The sequence below is a fragment of the Bacteroidetes bacterium GWF2_43_63 genome, from assembly GCA_001769275.1.
GTDB lineage: Bacteria > Bacteroidota > Bacteroidia > Bacteroidales > DTU049 > GWF2-43-63.
On the sequence record MEOQ01000045.1, the window covers coordinates 115,043 to 133,896 of the forward strand.

The 18,854-nt window shown below is 43.4% G+C and carries 14 protein-coding genes; 10 read left to right on the forward strand and 4 right to left on the reverse strand.

The features are described from left to right. Positions 1 to 366: 366 nt before the first annotated feature. The 6 genes from A2W93_10395 (at position 367) to A2W93_10420 (ending at position 8,110) form a co-directional block, all read left to right on the forward strand. On the forward strand, positions 367 to 1,740 hold the full coding sequence (locus A2W93_10395; GenBank protein OFY52930.1) for a peptidase M20: 1,374 nt from the start codon (positions 367 to 369) through the stop codon (positions 1,738 to 1,740). Between the two features lie 73 nt (positions 1,741 to 1,813). Continuing rightward, positions 1,814 to 2,467, forward strand: coding sequence for a uracil phosphoribosyltransferase (locus A2W93_10400; protein OFY52931.1), 654 nt, complete (start codon positions 1,814 to 1,816; stop codon positions 2,465 to 2,467). A 9-nt stretch (positions 2,468 to 2,476) separates the two neighbouring features. Continuing rightward, on the forward strand, positions 2,477 to 2,935 hold the full coding sequence (locus tag A2W93_10405; protein OFY52932.1) for a hypothetical protein: 459 nt from the start codon (positions 2,477 to 2,479) through the stop codon (positions 2,933 to 2,935). Next, positions 2,936 to 4,180 carry a hypothetical protein gene (locus A2W93_10410; protein OFY52933.1) on the forward strand — a complete coding sequence of 415 codons (1,245 nt, stop codon included), beginning with the start codon at positions 2,936 to 2,938 and terminating at the stop codon, positions 4,178 to 4,180. Further along, a complete protein-coding gene (locus A2W93_10415) occupies positions 4,173 to 6,605 on the forward strand; it encodes a hypothetical protein (protein ID OFY52934.1) in 2,433 nt (810 codons plus the stop codon). The genes A2W93_10410 and A2W93_10415 overlap by 8 nt, the downstream gene beginning before the upstream one ends. 125 nt (positions 6,606 to 6,730) lie before the next feature. After that, on the forward strand, positions 6,731 to 8,110 hold the full coding sequence (locus A2W93_10420; protein OFY53003.1) for a sodium:proton antiporter: 1,380 nt from the start codon (positions 6,731 to 6,733) through the stop codon (positions 8,108 to 8,110). Between the two features lie 73 nt (positions 8,111 to 8,183). On the opposite strand, the gene A2W93_10425 is transcribed toward A2W93_10420, so the two are convergent. Next, entirely contained in the window at positions 8,184 to 8,870 is a 687-nt protein-coding gene (locus A2W93_10425) for a DNA-binding response regulator (protein OFY53004.1), read from the reverse strand. Further along, positions 8,863 to 9,933, reverse strand: a complete 1,071-nt coding sequence (locus A2W93_10430) for a hypothetical protein (protein OFY52935.1) — start codon at positions 9,931 to 9,933, stop codon at positions 8,863 to 8,865. Before A2W93_10430 ends, A2W93_10425 begins: the two co-directional genes overlap by 8 nt. A 164-nt stretch (positions 9,934 to 10,097) precedes the next feature. On the opposite strand from A2W93_10430, the gene A2W93_10435 reads away from it, so the two are divergent. From A2W93_10435 to A2W93_10445, 3 genes are all read left to right on the forward strand, one after another. Then, positions 10,098 to 11,606 carry a hypothetical protein gene (locus tag A2W93_10435; protein OFY52936.1) on the forward strand — a complete coding sequence of 503 codons (1,509 nt, stop codon included), beginning with the start codon at positions 10,098 to 10,100 and terminating at the stop codon, positions 11,604 to 11,606. Between the two features lie 91 nt (positions 11,607 to 11,697). Next, positions 11,698 to 12,228 carry a hypothetical protein gene (locus A2W93_10440; protein OFY52937.1) on the forward strand — a complete coding sequence of 177 codons (531 nt, stop codon included), beginning with the start codon at positions 11,698 to 11,700 and terminating at the stop codon, positions 12,226 to 12,228. A 79-nt stretch (positions 12,229 to 12,307) separates the two neighbouring features. Further along, a complete protein-coding gene (locus A2W93_10445; protein OFY52938.1) occupies positions 12,308 to 14,713 on the forward strand; it encodes a TonB-dependent receptor in 2,406 nt (801 codons plus the stop codon). A 64-nt stretch (positions 14,714 to 14,777) separates the two neighbouring features. Here A2W93_10445 and A2W93_10450 read toward each other — a convergent pair whose 3' ends face one another. Then, a complete protein-coding gene (locus tag A2W93_10450; protein OFY52939.1) occupies positions 14,778 to 16,643 on the reverse strand; it encodes a hypothetical protein in 1,866 nt (621 codons plus the stop codon). A gap of 73 nt (positions 16,644 to 16,716) precedes the next feature. On the opposite strand from A2W93_10450, the gene A2W93_10455 reads away from it, so the two are divergent. Further along, positions 16,717 to 17,277, forward strand: a complete 561-nt coding sequence (locus A2W93_10455) for a hypothetical protein (GenBank protein ID OFY52940.1) — start codon at positions 16,717 to 16,719, stop codon at positions 17,275 to 17,277. 151 nt (positions 17,278 to 17,428) lie between these two features. Here the strand turns inward: A2W93_10455 and A2W93_10460 are convergent, their stop codons facing one another. Then, complete coding sequence (locus tag A2W93_10460; protein ID OFY52941.1) at positions 17,429 to 18,844, reverse strand: hypothetical protein; 1,416 nt, start codon at positions 18,842 to 18,844, stop codon at positions 17,429 to 17,431. Between the last annotated feature and the right edge of the window lie 10 nt (positions 18,845 to 18,854).

The following is an 18,854-nucleotide window of genomic DNA, read 5'->3' on the forward strand; positions in this document are numbered from 1 at the left end:
GCCTTCTATGTAGCCGACAGAAATTTGAGCATTGGAGCTAAATAATGTCAACAACAGGCTAAAAAAAACAGTAATTCGTCTAAGAAACATGGTAATGAAAAATGGTTTGTCTGGCAAAGATATTATTTGCCAATGGAAAGTTGCATGGCAGTAGTAATAATTATTTGATTGGTGTAAATATTATGCTGAATTGCCAATGCTGCATCCATAGTTACGTCGATGGGTGCAGTCTGAAAATGGCGGGTTGTTGAAACATTTCACCATTCCGGCTAGCTATAATCCCGTGATGGGTTCGAAACCCTTCGAGGGAAAACAGACTCTAAATGGAATGTTTAAATTGTTATCTTTGTTTCAAAATCCACAACAATGAACGACGTACGCAACTACATTGAAAACAATAAGGAGCGCTTTCTGAACGAATTGTTCGACTTGATTCGGATCCCTTCCATTTCAAGTGAATCTGCTCACAAAAACGACATGATTTTAGCCGCAGAATATTGGAAAAAATCCATTCTTGATGCTGGTGCCGATTTTGCCGAAGTGAGCCCCACCACCGGAAATCCTGTGGTTTATGGTGAAAAGGTAATCGATCCATCTTATCCTACAGTCATTGTTTATGCCCATTACGACGTGATGCCGGTCGACCCGTTGTCGGAGTGGAAAACAAATCCCTTCGAACCGGTTATCATTGATGAAAAAATTTATGCCCGTGGCGCCGATGACGACAAAGGACAAGGTTTCATGCATGCCAAGGCCTTTGAATATCTCATGAAAAACAACTTGCTCAAATGCAATGTTAAATTCATGATCGAAGGCGAGGAGGAAATCGGAAGTCCGGCCATGGTGGAATGGTGTAAAAGCAACAAAGACAGACTGAAAGGGGATATTATTCTGGTTTCAGACACAGGAATGATTGCTGCCGATATTCCAAGCATCACTGTAGGATTGCGGGGATTGACCTACCTGCAGATAGAGCTTACCGGACCCAACCGCGACCTGCATTCAGGGCTTTTCGGCGGGGCAGTGGCCAACCCGATCAATATGCTTTCGAAAATGATTGCTTCGCTCACCGATGACAAGGGCAGAATTACAATTCCCGGATTTTACGATGATGTTGAGGTAGTGTCCGATGCAGAGCGGACTGCGCTGAATAAAGCGCCGTTCAGTGTCGATAATTATAAATCAGCCATTGATGTTGCTGAATTATTTGGCGAAGAGGGTTATACAACCCTGGAAAGAACCGGCATTCGTCCAACGCTGGACATGTGCGGCATCTGGGGCGGATATACAGGAGAAGGCTCAAAAACGGTGCTTCCGTCAAAAGCGTATGCGAAGCTATCGGCACGTTTAGTTCCTCATCAGAATAACCATAAAGTGGCAGAGCTGATCAAAGCACATCTTGAAAATATTGCTCCGGCTTCAACAAAAGTTAAAGTGGACATTCTTCACGGTGGGCAGCCTTATGTAATGCCAATTGAAGGAAAAGCATATCAGGCAGCGGATGCGGCACTGACCGAAATTTTCGGAAAGCGGCCTGTTCCAACCCGCAGTGGAGGCAGTATTCCGATTATTGCCACTTTTGAGGAGATTTTGGGTGTGAAATCGTTGCTCATGGGATTTGGACTTGAGTCCGATGCCATTCATTCGCCAAATGAAAACTTTCGGGTCGAAAATTTCCTGAACGGAATAGAAGCCATTGTGCGCTTTTATCTCAACTTTCAGAAGCAGGAAAATGCCTGATTTCTGCCTGGAAAATAATAACGGAAAACCGAAAAGCAAAAAATAAGTACTTTAGCCACATCAACAAAACGGAATCATGGTAAATAATCTGGGTAAGGAAAACTCAATTGTGAATCAGTTTATCAGCGAGCTGCGGGATGCTGAGATTCAACAGGACAGCATGCGTTTCAGAACTAATCTGGAACGTTTGGGCGAAATTTTCGCCTACGAAATCAGTAAAAAAATCAGCTATGTTCCCCGTCAGGTAACAACCCAGCTCGGCGAAGTTGATGTTCCTGTAGTTGACAAATGGCCCGTGCTTGCTACCATTATGCGTGCAGGTTTGCCTTTTCATCAGGGTTTTCTGAATATTTTTGATAAGTCCGAAAGTGCGTTTATTTCAGCGTTCCGGAAACATCATAAGGACGGCCGCTTTACCATTCAGGTGGAATATGTCAGTTGTCCCGATATTGAAGGGAAAACACTCATAATTGCAGACCCAATGCTTGCTACAGGTTCATCGCTTGTGTTGTCGGTTAAGGAATTGTTCCAATTCGGAATGCCCGAAGAAATTCATGTGGCAACCATAATCGCCAGTACGCAGGGCATTGAATATGTTCGCCAGCATCTGCCGCACCGCAAACTGAAGATCTGGGCAGCCGCGGTGGATGAAGAGCTGACGGCCCACGCCTACATTGTTCCGGGGCTGGGTGATGCAGGCGATCTTGCCTATGGCCGCAAAGACTAAATTCCTGATATGTTAAACATACTGTTTCTCACAAACAGGTTTTACGAATATCTCTACGTTGTTGCCATCAGCACCTACAAGTTTCTGTTTGCAGGACCTGTTGCGGTGGCAAGCGGCTTTAATTACTGGGAAATTTCTTTGTGTCTTGCGCTGGGTGGCATTATTGGTTTTATTGTGTTTTACTGTTTTTCGGCGGAAATCATTTTGGTTTTCAACCGATTGTTTCAGAGAGGCGTAAAAACACCCAGGACTGGCTGGATTAAAAGGTACCGCAGACAAGTGCGTTTACGAAAATTGGGGTTTCCGATGCTGATGATTTTTGGCCCGGCAATACTTTCGATTCCTCTCACTGCGTTCATTGTCCGGCGGTGGTTCAGGAATACAAAGTATATATTTGTTTACTTTTGTGTATCGGTTGTTTCCTGGGCTTTCATTTTTGGTACACTGGCCTGGCTTAATATTGTGTAGATGAATCTAAAAATAATAGGCGAAAGCTTTAATATTGCTGTTCGATCGGTACGAAGCCATTTGCTGAGGACCATTCTCACTGTGCTTATTATTGCCTTCGGAATCATGGCGCTCATCAGCATTTTAACAGCCATCGAGTCCATTAAGTTTTCGCTCAGTGAAAATTTCACCCGTATGGGGAGCAACACTTTCACTATTGTTGATACTCAGATGCGCGGAGGTCCGGGTGGAGATCATAACGACCGGGTGGAATTTGAAGATATTTCGTGGGATCAGGCAACTGCTTTCAAAGACAGATATCAGTTTCCTGCGGTAGTGTCTATTTATACGCACGCATCTGGTACTGCGACCGTCAGGTACAATCTCGAAAAATCAAATCCCAACGTTGGCGTAATGGGAATTGATGAAAATTATATGGTCACCAGTGGCCAGGAAATTGAAAAAGGACGTGGTTTTTCGCGGCACGAAGTGAATATGGGCCGAAATGTAACCGTGATTGGCAGCGACGTGGCGGAAATTTTATTCCCGACGGGCGAAAACCCGGTTGGCAAGCAGATTTCGGTAGGTCCGGTCCGCTTTGTAGTTGTTGGAGTCATGAAAACCAAAGGCAGCAGTTTTGGTTTTTCCGGCGATAATTCATGTCTGGTGCCCGTTACAACCGTGCGTCGCTATTTCAGCAGCTCAGATGTTTCGTTCAGAATCAATGTGATGCCGACAGATACAAAATTGCTGGATGCTGCAACAGGAGAGGCTACAGGCATATTCAGAACTATTCGTAAACTTAATGTCGGGCAGTCCGACAATTTCGAAATCCGGAAAAGCGACAGCATGGTTAATATGTTGCTCGAAAATTTGCGCTATGTGACCCTGGCGGCAACGCTTATTGGTCTTATTACACTCATGGGTGCATCTATCGGATTAATGAATATAATGCTTGTTAGTGTGTCGGAACGGACGCGCGAAATTGGCGTTCGAAAAGCAATGGGTGCCACGAGTGTGGCCATCCGGAACCAGTTTTTGATTGAAAGCATAGTGGTAGGCCAAATGGGCGGACTACTTGGAATTTTTCTGGGTGTGCTTGCCGGCAATGTTATCAGTATTTTTCTCGACAGCAATTTTATTGTTCCGTGGGGATGGATTATTCTGGGTTTTACGCTCACGCTTGCCGTTGGAATTCTTTCCGGAATCATACCCGCAAACAGAGCGGCGAAACTTGATCCCATCGAATCGCTGCGATATGAATAGCCGGTTGTTGACATATTGCCTGATTGCGGTGCTGCCCTTGGTGCTGATGCTCGAAGGCTGCAGCACCACGCGCCGTCATCCGGGTAAAATCTTGCTGGCTGACACAAAATTGATTATCGATAACAACGCCTTGGATTATTATGATCTTGACGGCCTGATCAGGCAGCACGAAAATCGTCGGTTTGTAGGCATGCGGCTCCATACAGGCGTTTACAACCTGGGTGAATCGATGAAGGATCGCACGGCAAAAAAAGAAGCCAGAATAAAAAAGAAAATCCAGAGAAAAAAAAGCAGACATCCGAATAAATACATCAACGAGCAGAAAGAGCTTGAAAAAGCAAAACGCGGAATGCGCAGCTGGCTTATGAATACGGTTGGCGAAGAACCTGTTTTTCTCGATTCCGGCCTCACCCGGCAAAGCGTTTTGCAGATGGAATTGTATTGCAAAAAACATGGATTTTTCAATGCTGAAATACAAGATACCGTTGTATACAACAGAAAGAAAAACAAAGCAAAAAAAGTTGAATACCGCATTTTAGCTGGCATTCCTTTCACTATTAAAAACATTGATTTTGTATCGGCCGATCCAAACATCAGTTCCTATCTGATTTCCGAAAAGAAAAACTCACTCATTCAGACTGGAGAAATATACAACGAAGATGTGCTGGAAAGTGAACGTATCCGCATCAATGATGATTTGAAAAATCTTGGATATTTTGCCTTCAGTCAGTCTTATATTCGCTACGAAGTAGATTCGGGCCTCGGCACCAATCAGCTCAATATAAAAGTGATTATCAATCGTCCGTTTGTACAGACTAAGGATTCAACTGCGTTTTACAATCACCGGAAATACAAGGTCCGGAAAATTTCCGTCTTTCCGGATTTTTCAGTCACCGACGAAGGGAAAATGGTTTATGACACGCTGGCATTTGTAAAACACCTGCGCAACAAAACAGAAACTGATACGATATATTTTCTTTTCCAGGATCGTATGCGGGTGAAACCAAAGGTTATTGCCCGAAAAATATTCATTCGCACCGGTAATTATTTCAATCTGAATAATGCCAACAAAACACAGGCTGAACTTAGCAGTCTGAACATTTTCAAATACATTAATATCCGCTTTGTACCCGACACAGCCGCGATCAGTCATGGTCAGCCTGTGCCCCTCGATGCCATTGTCGAACTTAGCTTGTCGCCCGTGCAGGCAATTAATGTTGAGGTCGAAGGTACCAACTCCTCCGGAAATCTTGGCACAGCCGGCAATCTGGTGTATAAAAACAGAAATTTGTTCAGAGGTGCCGAGCAGTTCAATTTTAAATTCAAGGGAGGTCTTGAGTTTCAGAAGACAATTTTTGAGGAGGAAAATGATGTCATCAACGGGCTCCCTTTCAACTCAGCCGAAATCAGCTCAGAAGTTGGCCTGACAACTCCCGTAAACAGTCGTTGGTTTACACAGAGCAGCCATCCGATGCTGAAGTACACAACTGGCTTTAGCTATCAGCTGAGGCCCAATTACGAGCGGTATATCAGTCACCTCAAGGCATCGCTGGAGTGGAAAGAGTCGGCAACAACGGTAATGCAGTTTTATTTGCCGATCAATCTTGTGCGCATTTTGCCGGATTCATTGTTTGCAGAGCGAATTTCGCAGTTTTCGAGAACCATCCGTTACAGCTACGAGGATCACTTTATTCCTGGATTTGGCTTCACAATGGTCTCAAGCAATCAGGCCCTTCGGAAAAACAAACCTTTTACGTATAAGAAAATTACGTTTGAGCAGGCCGGGGTAACGTTGTGGATGGGAAATGGCTTCAATAGCTGGCGTCAGGGCGAAATTTTCCGGGTACTCGGCATCAATTATTCACAATATGTCAAGCTGGATATTGATGTTCGCTATTACAAACCCTGGCTGAATGAGACTATGTTTGTGAGCCGTGCGTTTTTTGGCATTGGCTTGCCATATGGAAACAGCAGCCTGTTGCCTTTCGAAAAAAGCTATTCCGCCTCCGGCTCCAACGATATCCGGGCATGGAAATTCCGTTCCCTGGGGCCAGGTACTTATTCCGATACAGCCGATTTTGAGTTTGACCGGACCGGTGACATAAGTCTGGTGCTGAATTTCGAATACCGTTTTCCAATAATCAGCTGGTTCAATGGAGCCTTGTTTGTCGACGCTGGCAATGTGTGGCTCAAAAATGCCAGCGATGAGTTTCCGGGAGGCGAATTTAAATTGAATTCATTTTATAAGCAATTTGGTGTCGGCACAGGGTTCGGCCTCCGCCTTGATTTCGATTTTTTTATATTCAGAATTGATGCTTCCTTCCCATTAAGAGATCCTTCATCACCAGCAGGTGAAACGTGGGTTGGATTTGATAAGCCTTTCAATGGAACCACCCTGAGCTTTGGTATTGGTTATCCGTTCTGAGCCAAATGGTTTTTTGGATGATTTAAATCAGGTGAAGAAGCGTAATTTTAAAGCATTCTTAATTGATCTCATTTAAAATGCTTTTCATACTTTTGCGCCAAATTTAAACTCTGCTCGTTATGGACATGTTTTTACTAATGGTCATTGTGTTCGTGCTTGGTTATCTTGCCATCGCACTTGAACACCCTCTTAAAATTGACAAAGCCGCTTCTGCCCTTTTGATTGGTTCTTTAACCTGGGTCGTTTACATCTCAGGCGCATTCGATATTTTTTCCAGTGGTGCAAGCACTGCATGGAACGACTATTTTGCTGCAAACCCCGATGCCAATACAGTTGAAGGCATGCAGCATTTTATTGTTCACAATCAGATCATTGAGCATCTGGGTGAAATAAGCGAAATTCTTTTCTTCCTACTCGGTGCAATGACGATTGTTGAAATCACCGATCAGCACGAAGGTTTTAAAGTAATTACCGACCGAATCAAAACCACTCATAAAGTAAAACTGCTCTGGATTATCAGTTTTATTACTTTTTTCCTTTCAGCTATGCTTGACAACCTCACAACAACCATTGTGATGGTAGCCCTGTTGCGAAAACTAATTGGTGATAAACACACCCGTTGGTTCTATGCCAGCATGGTTGTTCTGGCTGCAAATGCCGGCGGTGCATGGTCGCCCATCGGCGATGTCACAACCATTATGCTCTGGATTGGCGGACAGGTAACAACAGTCAGCATTATTGTTGGTGTTTTCCTTCCCAGCCTTGTTTGTATGGTTATTCCGCTTAGCTTGCTTAGTTTCACCATGAAAGGGAACGTAACAAGACCTAAAATTGATGAAAGCAAAAAATCGAAAACAACATCTTTCGAACGAAATTTAATGTTGGCGCTAGGAGTAGGTGGATTGTTGTTTGTTCCGGTTTTTAAAACCATTACGCATTTACCTCCGTATATGGGCATGCTGCTCAGTTTGGCCATCATCTGGATGATTACCGAAATTCTGCATTTGAAAAAACCAAAAGAAGACAAGCTCAGTGTAGCTACCATCCTAACAAAAGTTGATGTTCCGACCGTGCTCTTCTTCCTTGGAATTTTGTCTGCGGTTGCCGCATTGCAATCTGCTGGTCAGTTAAGTGTTTTGGCGCAGGCACTCGACGATTCTTTAGGCGATGTTTATTTGATTGGTGGTGCAATCGGAGTTCTTTCGGCTGTGGTTGATAATGTTCCGCTTGTTGCCGGCGCCATGGGTATGTACCCAATAGCCGAACCCGGTGCAACGGGCTATCTGGCCAATTTTGTGCAGGATGGCTTGTTTTGGGAATATCTTGCCTATACGGCAGGAACCGGTGGCAGTATGCTCATCATTGGCTCTGCTGCAGGTGTTGCCGCCATGGGGCTTGAAAAAATTGATTTCATCTGGTATATGAAACATATTTCCTGGCTTGCATTGCTGGGGTATTTGGCCGGTATCGGTGTTTATGTGCTGGAGCATATGCTGATAGGATAATAAAAAGTTGTTTAAAAAAAAGAGGCTGAAATTTTCAGCCTCTTTTTTTTGGTTCATTTGTGAGCGATGATTATCAAAATTTCTGAACAAACCGATAACCAATTGAGGGCTCAGTAATTAGAATTTTCGGATGATTGGGGTCGTCTTCAATTTTTTTGCGGATTTGCCCTACAAAAACGCGCAAATATTGTGATTGTTCTGCATAGGTAGGTCCCCAGATCTGTTTTAAAATAAATTGATGTGTCAATACCTTGTTGCGATTGCTCGCCAAGAGCGTCAAAAGAGAATATTCTGTTGCTGTAAGTTTAACCGGCTCGTTGTTTTTTTTCACTATTCTGTTTGCTAAATCAATAAAAAGATCGGCTGCTTGAATTATATGGTTTTGATCTTTTTTTGCGACCTGCCGCAGCAAATTGCGGATGCGCGCCAGAAGTTCGCCTGTTCTAAATGGTTTAACAAGATAATCGTTGGCGCCTAAGTCAAGTGCCGACACTATTTCATTTTCAGAATCGCGACCCGACAATATAATTACTGGCGAAAAGAACCATTCACGGAGTCCTTTCAAAACATCCTTTCCGTCTGAGTCAGGCAGACCCAGGTCGAGCAAAATCAAATCTGGAGGTCTGCTTGAGGCCAGTTGAATTCCTTCTTTTCCTGTAGAAGCTTCAATAACGGAATAACCAGCGCTGTATAGTGTTAGCTTTAACAGCCTTCGAATCTGGATTTCATCATCAACAACCAGAATACATGGCTTATTCATCATCATTTTCCCTCCATTCTGTTGTTTCAACAGGAATATTCAATTGTACACTGGCTCCTCCATTTGCATTGTTTGAAAGGTTCAGAGTGCCACCATGCATGGTCAAAAATCCATTTACTATGGATAATCCCAGGCCAAGACCTTCATTTTTGTTTTTCTGGACAATGTCGTTTTTTTGCAAATCAATATTCGTAAAATTGAATCCCGGGCCATCATCTTCAACGGTTATTTTGAGAAGCTTGTTGCTAAAATCAGCTGTCACCTCTACCATGGATTTGTCCGGGGTGTGTAATACAGCATTATGAATAACATTATAAAGGGCCTGTTCGATTAAACCGAAATCAAGTTTGACTAAAAGCATTTTTTTAGGAAGCACTACGTTGATATTTCTATGGCTGAAATTTTCAGGTATTCGGTTTATTGCAGTATAAACAAGCTCGGTCACATCACACCATGTTTTGTTAGCCCTAAGAAATCCTGATTCAATGCGCGACATATTCAACAGGTTTTCCACTAACTGATTCAGCCGCTCTCCTGCAGTTAACACTTCGCGATTTAACTCGATCCTTTCTGTATCAGTGATGTTGGTGTCGGGGTTTAAAATATTTTCGCTAACACCAATGATGGTGGTGATAGGTGTTCTCAGTTCATGTGAAATTGATCTGAATAAGGTGTTGTAAAAGCCAAGTCGTTTAAGTTTTTCCTCTTTAAGCATAGCCTGTTTTTCAATTCGGCGAATTTGAGAAGTGAAAATACCATTAAGCAAAACAACAAGAAAATACATGCTAAGCATGAGCCCGTCTTCGGTTGTTATCGGATGAAATGAAAGAAATGGAGGAATGAAAAAGAAATCCCAAATAAAAACACTTATCACTGCAGAAACCAGCACTGGCCATACTGTGAAAACCATTGAAAGTATGGAAACCGTAAAAAGAAGTATCAACGCAATGCTTTTGTATCCAACCCAACCACTCAGAAAGTAGCAGATTATTGAGACAATAATGATTATCGAAACACTCAATGTGAATTGTTTCCACAACTGCATTTTCGTAAATGTGCGCATGCCAGGCCAATTTGAAATGCAAAGATACAAAAGCAAAGCTGTTTATCATTTTGGTTGCATCTGAGTGTATAAGGATTTTATAAAGATTTATTTTGAAGCTGTTTTGCTTAAAATCTGCATCTAATTTTGCAGACTGAAACAACTTTTCTCTGTGTCAATTTAAAATGAGGATTATGAACCTTTTTAATTTACCAAAAAGCGAAAGCAAACCGTTTACTGGAAAAACACTGGTCGGTATTCTTGCAACCATGTTGCTTTTAATGGTGCCCGTTTTTTCTTTTGCGTCAGGTGGAGGCTCATCATCGGCTGACATGCCTAATATTGGCGGTATCCGCATCGAGTTTTTCCTGTTTGCTGCAACCCTTCTCTGTGTTGCCATTTTTCATGACCACACTTTTTATGTAGCACTGACGGGGCTTGCAGTCATTCTGGGTTACAAATTAATCATGGACTCCGGTTTTAATTTCTTTGAACATTTCATCGGAAATCAGGAAACCAATCCATTTTTGGAGCAAATCACAAACAAGGAATCCCGTGTTGGTGAATGGGGAATTATGTTGAATCTGCTTGGTCTTCTGCTTGGATTTGCCGTGCTTGCAAAACTGTTTGAAGAATCAGGCGTGCCAGATAGACTTCCGAATATTCTCCCCAACAATTTCATGGGTCCGTTCATGTTGTTGGTTATGATATTTTTTCTTTCATCATTCCTTGATAATATTGCTGCGGCTCTGATTGGGGGCACCATTGCCCTGGTCGTGTTTAATAAAAAAGTACACATTGGTTATCTTGCTGCTATTGTTGCTGCCTCGAATGCCGGGGGTGCTGGCTCTGTCATTGGTGATACAACCACCACCATGATGTGGATTGACGGCGTAAATTTTGTTGAAGTTCTTCATGCATTTATTGCTGCTGGAACTGCTCTTATCATTATTGCCTGGTTTGCCGCACATCAGCAGCACAAATATCAGCCAATTATGAAAAGCTCGTCGGAAGGTACAAAAATCAAATATGGCAATCTGTTTACCGTACTAATGATTCTGGCCGGAGCAATCACAACCAATGTAATGTTCGATATGCCCTGGCTGGGAGTGTGGGTGGCTTTGGTTATTGGAATGATTTTCTGCAAAGTGCCATGGGGCGAGGTTTCTGGCTCTATCAAAGGTTCGATTTTTCTGCTTTCACTTGTTCTCTGTGCCTCGATGATGCCGGTTGACACCCTTCCCGAAGCTCATTGGAGTACCGCATTTATTCTTGGATTTATTTCGGCAGTATTCGACAATATTCCTTTGACAAAACTCTGTCTCGATCAGGGCCATTACGATTGGGGTATGCTTGCCTATGCTGTTGGATTTGGTGGTTCAATGATCTGGTTCGGCTCTTCGGCTGGTGTTGCCATTACCAACAAATTCCCCGAAGGTCGCAACGTTATGCTGTGGCTGCGCAAAGGCTGGCATGTAATGTTGGCTTACATTGTTGGATTCTTTGTTCTTCTGATTGTCTGGGGCTGGCAGCCAACAAGCAACAATGAGCATAAGGAACCGGCTACTGAATGTTCTTCACCCAATTGCAAAGTGGCTATTGAAAAGAAAAGTCGTGCAGGTATAGAACTCACTCCTGAACAGCAACAGTATTTGGATGAAAATCCTGACATTTCTACTTATCCGGAGAAATAATCATTAAAGGAATAATTGTTTTCCTAAAAAAAAAGAGGAGCTTAATACAGCTCCTCTTTTTTTTCTACATTTGAACCCTCATTATTTTTGAGTGAAGACAATCAAGGTATCGTTTATTCTGATTTTCTTTCTGCTTTCAGTGGTTGGCGGACAATATCTGCTATATAAAACCTATCGCTTTCATTTGCGTAATCAGGCCAAACAATCACTCCGCGAAATGGCCGCAGAAAATGCTGAGGTCCTTGCGTTTTCAAAAAAAGATTTTCGTCATGGGCTTCCTTTTATCAGAGTCGCAGATAAGGACGATGAAATTATTTTTCTTGGGGAATTCTTCGATGTAAAAAACATGAAGGTAAGCAGCGACAGCATTTTTCTGTATGCTTACCGCGACTCGAACGAAAAACATCTTGTAGCGCAATTCGAAAAATCGGCCCGCGAAAACGATCAAAGCCCGCTCGCCATGCTGCTTCATCAATTCTCGGGAATTTTTACTTTCATCTCTGGTGTAAATGAAATATCCTTTCCATTCAGGAACACATGTGATTTTGAATTTCTTCCTGTCGCAGACAAAAATTACGATTATTTAGCTGAAGCTGAAAGCCCGCCTCCTCGCTTGATTTGATTCTGTTATTGCATTTTGTCCGGAGGCACATTTCTGCCTTTCCGGAATAATTTCTTTATTAATCAAATCAGAAAGAATAATGAACAAAATTGTATTGTTTTTTGCAGGCATATTACTAATGTCGTGTCTGCAGGCTCAGGTGGTCACAGTCAAAGACCGTCTGTCCGGGTTGCCACTCGACCTGGTTACGCTCACAAGCGCTCAGCCCCATGCCTTTGCTGTAACCAATCCAGATGGTCAAGCTGATATCAGAGCGTTTAAAGGAGTGGAGAAAATTGAAATCCGTATCCTCGGATATAAAACCGAAACCATGAGCTACGCTCAGATTGAAGCGGCTGGTTTTGTTGTTACGATGACACAAACGGGCATCAACATCGATGGTGTTGTTGTATCAGCTACCCGCTGGAATCAGGTTTCATCGGGTGTTCCGTCATCGATTGTTTCAATTTCGCCCAAATCGATTGCGTTGCAGAATCCGCAAACAGCCGCCGATTTGCTGGGCTCATCGGGAAAAGTGTTTATCCAAAAAAGTCAGCAGGGTGGCGGAAGCCCCATGATACGCGGCTTTGCGACCAACCGCTTGTTGTACACGGTCGATGGAGTTCGCATGAATACGGCTATTTTCCGTTCAGGCAATATTCAGAATGTAATTTCGCTCGATCCTTTTGCTGTTGAAAATACCGAAGTCTTTTTCGGGCCAGGTTCAGTTATTTATGGAAGCGATGCCATCGGGGGCGTGATGAGTTTTCAAACGCTGACGCCCAAGCTTTCGATGACCAATCAGCCCTACACCAGCGGAAAAGCTGTGATGCGTTATTCTTCAGCAAATAATGAAAAGACCGGTCATTTCGACGTGAATGTTGGCTGGAAAAAATGGGCGATGCTCACCAGCATCAGCACGTTTGATTATGGTGACCTGAAGATGGGAAGCCATGGCCCGGATGAATATCTGCAGCCATATTATGTGCAGCGCCAGGACAGTGTGGACCGCATCATGACCAACAATGATCCGAGGGTGCAAACACCGACAGGGTTTTCACAAATGAACATGATGCAGAAAGTTCGCTTTTCGCCCAATGAAAAATGGGACATTCAGTATGGTTTTCATTATTCCGAAACCTCTGAATATTCGCGCTACGACAGGCTTATACGGTACAAGAACGGTTTGCCGCGCTATGCTGAATGGAACTATGGCCCTCAGAAATGGATGATGAATAATCTCAGTGTTTCGTACAACAAAAAAAATAAAGTGTTTGATCAGTTGTCGCTGAGAATTGCTCAGCAACATTTCGAGGAAAGCCGCATCAGCCGAGATATAAACAAGCCAACCAGAGAAACAAGAATTGAAAAAGTGGAGGCGTATTCTGCAAATCTCGATTTCAACAAAGGCATCGGAAAGAAGAATACTTTGTTTTATGGTGCTGAAATGGTCTGGAATGATGTGACTTCAATTGGCTTTGATGAAAATATCGAAACCAGTATTGTACAGGATGGACCTACCCGTTATCCGCAGTCAGTTTGGGCTTCCTATGGAGTTTATCTGACAGATCAGCATAAGTTTTCTGACAAATTCATGTTGCAGGGAGGTTTCAGATACAGCATGTATCAACTGGATGCAACTTTTGATACTACCTTTTATCCTTTCCCGTACACCACCACGCAACTCAATAAGGGTGCGGTTACCGGTAGTGTTGGATTTGTGTTGCGTCCATCAGACAAATGGGTGGTTACTGCAAATATTGCAAGCGCTTTCCGTGCACCAAATGTCGATGATATGGGAAAAGTGTTTGACTCCGAACCGGGCTCAGTCATTGTTCCCAATCCTGATCTGGAGGCGGAATACGCATATAATGCCGATCTTGGTGTGTCGAAAGTTTTTGGAGAATTTCTGAAAGTTTATACCACCGGCTACTACACGATTCTGCAAAATGCAATGGTCCGTCGCGATTTTCAATTAAATGGACTTGACAGTATTTTGTACAATGGCGAATTAAGCCAGGTGCAGGCCATACAGAATGCCGCGGTAGCCAATGTTTACGGTGTGCAGGCAGGCGTTGAAATCAAGCTCCCGAATGGCTTTGGTTTTGAAACGGATTATAATTTTCAGGTAGGCGAAGAGGAACTGGATGATGGCACTACAAGTCCGTCGCGTCACGCAGCACCGCGTTTTGGTGTGACAAGACTGGCCTATCATTCCGGCAAACTCGATTTGCAGTTATATGCGAATTATTGCGCCGAAGTTTCGTATGAAAATCTTCCCGAAGAGGAAAAAGGGAAAACCGAAATCTATGCTATAGATGATAACGGAAATACATATTCACCTGCATGGTACACCGTCAATTTTAAAGCGATGTATCAGCTGAATACTACTTTTGCTGTTAGCGCTGGATTGGAGAATATTACAGATCAGCGCTATCGTCCATATAGCTCTGGTATTGTTGCGCCGGGACGTAATTTTATTTTGTCGCTCCGGGCAAATTTTTAAAAATTTCTAATTAAAAAAAAGGCTCGCAATTTTGCGGGCCTTTTTTTTAGAAAACAATTTGCGCCTATCTTGCAAACGCTTTTATCCATGCGCATTTATCGCCGCTCTGAACTTCTATCAGAATAACACCTTTTGCATTTTCCTGCAAAACAGAAGTGCCGTTTTTATCTGTTGTATAGAATTGCTGTATAAGCCGACCATCCGATGAATAAATGCTGATCAGACTATTTTCTGCAGGCAACATCCAGTGCAGATTTCCATCGTTTGCAAAAACTTTCGCCCAGTCACTTGTTTCGTCAAAACCTATATTCTGATAATTGATTGGAGTGGAGCAACCTGTGCATTGGCCTGTATTATTGGCGCAAAGCATATAAGTGCCGGGCTGAGTTGCAGTATATGATTGTCCTGTTGCACCGGGAATAGTATCTCCATAAAGAAACCACTGATAATGGCTGAAAATCAGCGGTGAGGTGAACACAGAGTCATTGGTGATATTTACAAAAACATTGGGCACCGGCATAATGAAAAACTGAATGGAGTCTTCGCCAACACATCCATTAGTGTCTGTATAAGTAAGAGATACCCACATGTTTGTAGAAGGTGAAATAGATGGATTTGGATCGGTTGCGTTGGATACAACGCCAGCCGGACTCCACAGACAATTTGTAAACGCTGTGTTGACGCCTGGCTGCATGGAAGCGCCGTTGCAGAGATTGTAACTGGTAGCACTTATGGCATTCATGGCTTCAGTGCTCACCAATATGTCGAGCCCAGCTGAAATCAGAATTGAACTGTCGGTATATCTAATCGGATAATTCCCTGCGGCAAGATTCTGCAAAGTATTGCTGGTAGTGTATGTCGCACCATTATCATAGCTGAAGTAAACCGGTCCGTTGATGGTTCCGACATTCAGCGTTAAAGAACCGTCATTGTTTCCACAATGGGCTGGAGTGGTACTTTGACTTTGGAAAACGATGGTCTGAATTTTTGAAACTCCGCCTGCAGTGCCAATCCAAACGAATCCGTCGGAGTCAATTATTGCACTGGTTTGTGTAGCTGAAACAAGCCCGGCGGAGGTTCCGTAAGTTGTGAACACTCCATTGCGAAAATGGCTGGTTCCGTTACCACTGGTGGCAATCCACATGCGGCTTTTAGCATCTGATACAATTCCTCTGACATCGTTATGCGCAAGACCGTCTGTCGTTGAATAGGCCGTCCATATTGTTCCGTTCCATTTGTACAATCCACCTCCGATGCCCATGCTCGGGAGTGATCCAACCCAGATGTTTCCGTCGGCATCGGTGGTTGCAGACTGAACCTGATCTCCGTTGGTGTTAAAACCGTTAAGGCTGGTGTGGCTTGTCCAGACTGTGCCGGAAAATTTACTGACACCAGTTGCGGTTCCGAACCACATGTTGCCTGAAAGATCTTGGGTAATTGCAAGAACAGTATTGTGTTGAAGCCCGTCTGTTGTTGTGTAGTTGGTGAAACTGACGCCATTGTATTTGCTTACTCCGGCCGAATTACCAATCCAGATGTTGTTGGCTGCATCTGCGTAAACACAGCGCAGGTCATTGGTTGGCAGTCCTTGTGCCGTAGTATAGTTGGTAAATGTGGTGCCGTTGTATTTTGAAAGACCTGCCGTTGTTGCAATCCAGACATTGCCAAGTCCATCCACATCAATGCCTTTGACATTGTTGCCAATCAAACCTTCGGTGGTGGTCAGGTTTGTCCAGTTGCCACCGCTGAATTTTGACATTCCGTTTGCCGCGGTTCCAATCCACATGTTTCCGCTATTATCTGCTTTTAAAGATGTAATATTGTTGCTGCTGAGTGCACTATTCGAACTTGTGTAATTGGTTACGGAATGGTTTTGAGCAAATAGCCCAACGGTGGTCACTGTCAGAAGTATAAAAAACAAGTTTCTCATAAGGTGATTTTTTGAGTTAGATTCAAACAAAGGGATTTTGTTTAAGCAACGTCAAAAATACTAATTTTGAAGCATGAATGTAATGTGGCTTGTACTTTTGAGCATCGGTTTATGCTTCGATACGCTGGCAATCAGCATTTCCATCGGAATTAATGATCGTAAAGTCCGGTTCGGACAGGCTGTTCGCATAGCATTTATTATGGCTGTGTTTCAGGGAATAATGCCTGCATTGGGATGGCTTGGCGGCATGTCGCTCGAACAATATATAGCACCGGTAGATCATTGGGTGGCCCTTGTGCTGCTGACCATCGTGGGAGGAAAAATGATTATTGAATCATTTAGCAAAGAAGAAAAAGACCCGATGGATATCAGCAGCATGAAGCTCATTTTTACGCTCGCATTTGCAACCAGCATCGATGCTTTTGCCGTTGGAATTCCCCTGGCCTTTACCAATACAAACATCTGGATTGCTGCGCCTGTAATTGGCCTTTTCACGGGTGTTACCGCTATGATCGGAATGCTTATCGGTAAAAAAGCAGCCGGATTTTTGGGCCCGAAAATTCAAATTCTTGGCGGACTGATTCTGATCGGAATCGGCTTGAAAATTTTTCTGGAACACATGAATGCGTTGTAGTTCAGACAATGTCGCTTTGTAGCAGTGATCAGTGAGCTTTGCGTGATATCCGAAGAAGCTTAATTCATAATTCAGCCTTCACTTCGAACTTCAATGTTCATGATTCAGTGTTCGATGTTCATTTCGCCCTTTCCTTCAAAAATCAAAAATCTCAAATCTTATATCTGAATTCTCCCCAGTTCCACGCCGCAGCTGTTGATTTTGATTTTTCCGGCATCTGATATTTCGATTGCCAGCGACCTTCTCCAAAAACAGAATTATAGTATTCTACCATTGGCAATATGGTTTTGTCGAGATCGGGGTTCATTTCTTTGTTGTTTTTGAACATAGCAGAACGCTCCGGTATTAATTCTGAAGGCATGTCCTGAAGCGGAATGCAGACGGGGTATATTTTTTCAATCAGAAATTCCGTAAACTCCTGCGACTCTCCAATAAATTTATGGCGCACCTGCCATTCAAAAGTCGGGTGTTTAAAAATGTCTAAAAAACCAAGTCCGAAGTATTTTTGAAATAATTTCTCGTGTTGTTTAAAAAGACCGGGCTGTGTTTTTTGCGTCCGGATGACGGCTTCGCGGGGATTTTCAGAAAGCGACCAGGGCTGAACCTGGGGGGCAAAAGGACAATAGGAAAGACTCCAGATATATAAGTCATAAATCATGTCTTCCCATCTGCTTTTAATTTCGTCCCATTCAATTTTCATGGACTCAAACCGGTGATCAATCCTGCGGATTCCAAAATTTAATTCATCGCTGTTGGGAACATGAATGGTTGATGCTGCCGCCAAACGGTCAAATAATTCCAGCTTTTGTTTTTCGCATTCAATGTGGTGCGGACTTGCAGGCAATGCTTCGGTCATTCCAAGTAAAAACAACATGCCTTCGCGCGCAGCAATGGTTCCTTCCATGGCTTTATCCAAACCTTTTTCTATCTGTATTCTCAGATATCGTGGATAGGTCATTCCGGGCTCTTCGCCCAGTTTTATCATGTCATCTATTGGTTTTGTATAAAGCTCTGTTTTGAAAAGTGTGTCAATTTCAACATCGCTGTTATACGCATTTGGCCGGACATTGAGCTCTGCGTCAATATTTTTTTCACCTTCTTTTTTCACCAGATCCAGACCGCCGCTGCCTGCAAATGCGCCTTTGGCCAGCCCGTTCTTTTTCCCTTCGTTGCGGTGAGCAAAATCAAGCGTGTCCTTCATCGCTTTTTTCGGGTCGTAGTTTCTGGCTTCTTCTATCACCCTTGCTTTCTCATCTTCGATGCGTTTAATTGCATCGCGCAATGCATTCAGATTTTGCGTTAGCAATGCCGAATCGTCGTAGCCGATTTCTTTTTGTTGTTCCTGCGCCTGAGCACTCAGCAGGCGGCTGTAACAATCGCTTATTTTTATATAAATGTCCTCTTTCATCACCTGCATGTTGAAAGCCATCACATCGTCGTGGGTGCGCGTGAGCTCTTCGAGGCGGTTGTAGTGTTCACACATCTTCTCGAAATAATCTCCGCTCATGTTTTTGTCGCGACATTCCTGCACCATGTTTTTAAAAGTTCCAAGCAGGGCATCGCTCATCATTGGGTCA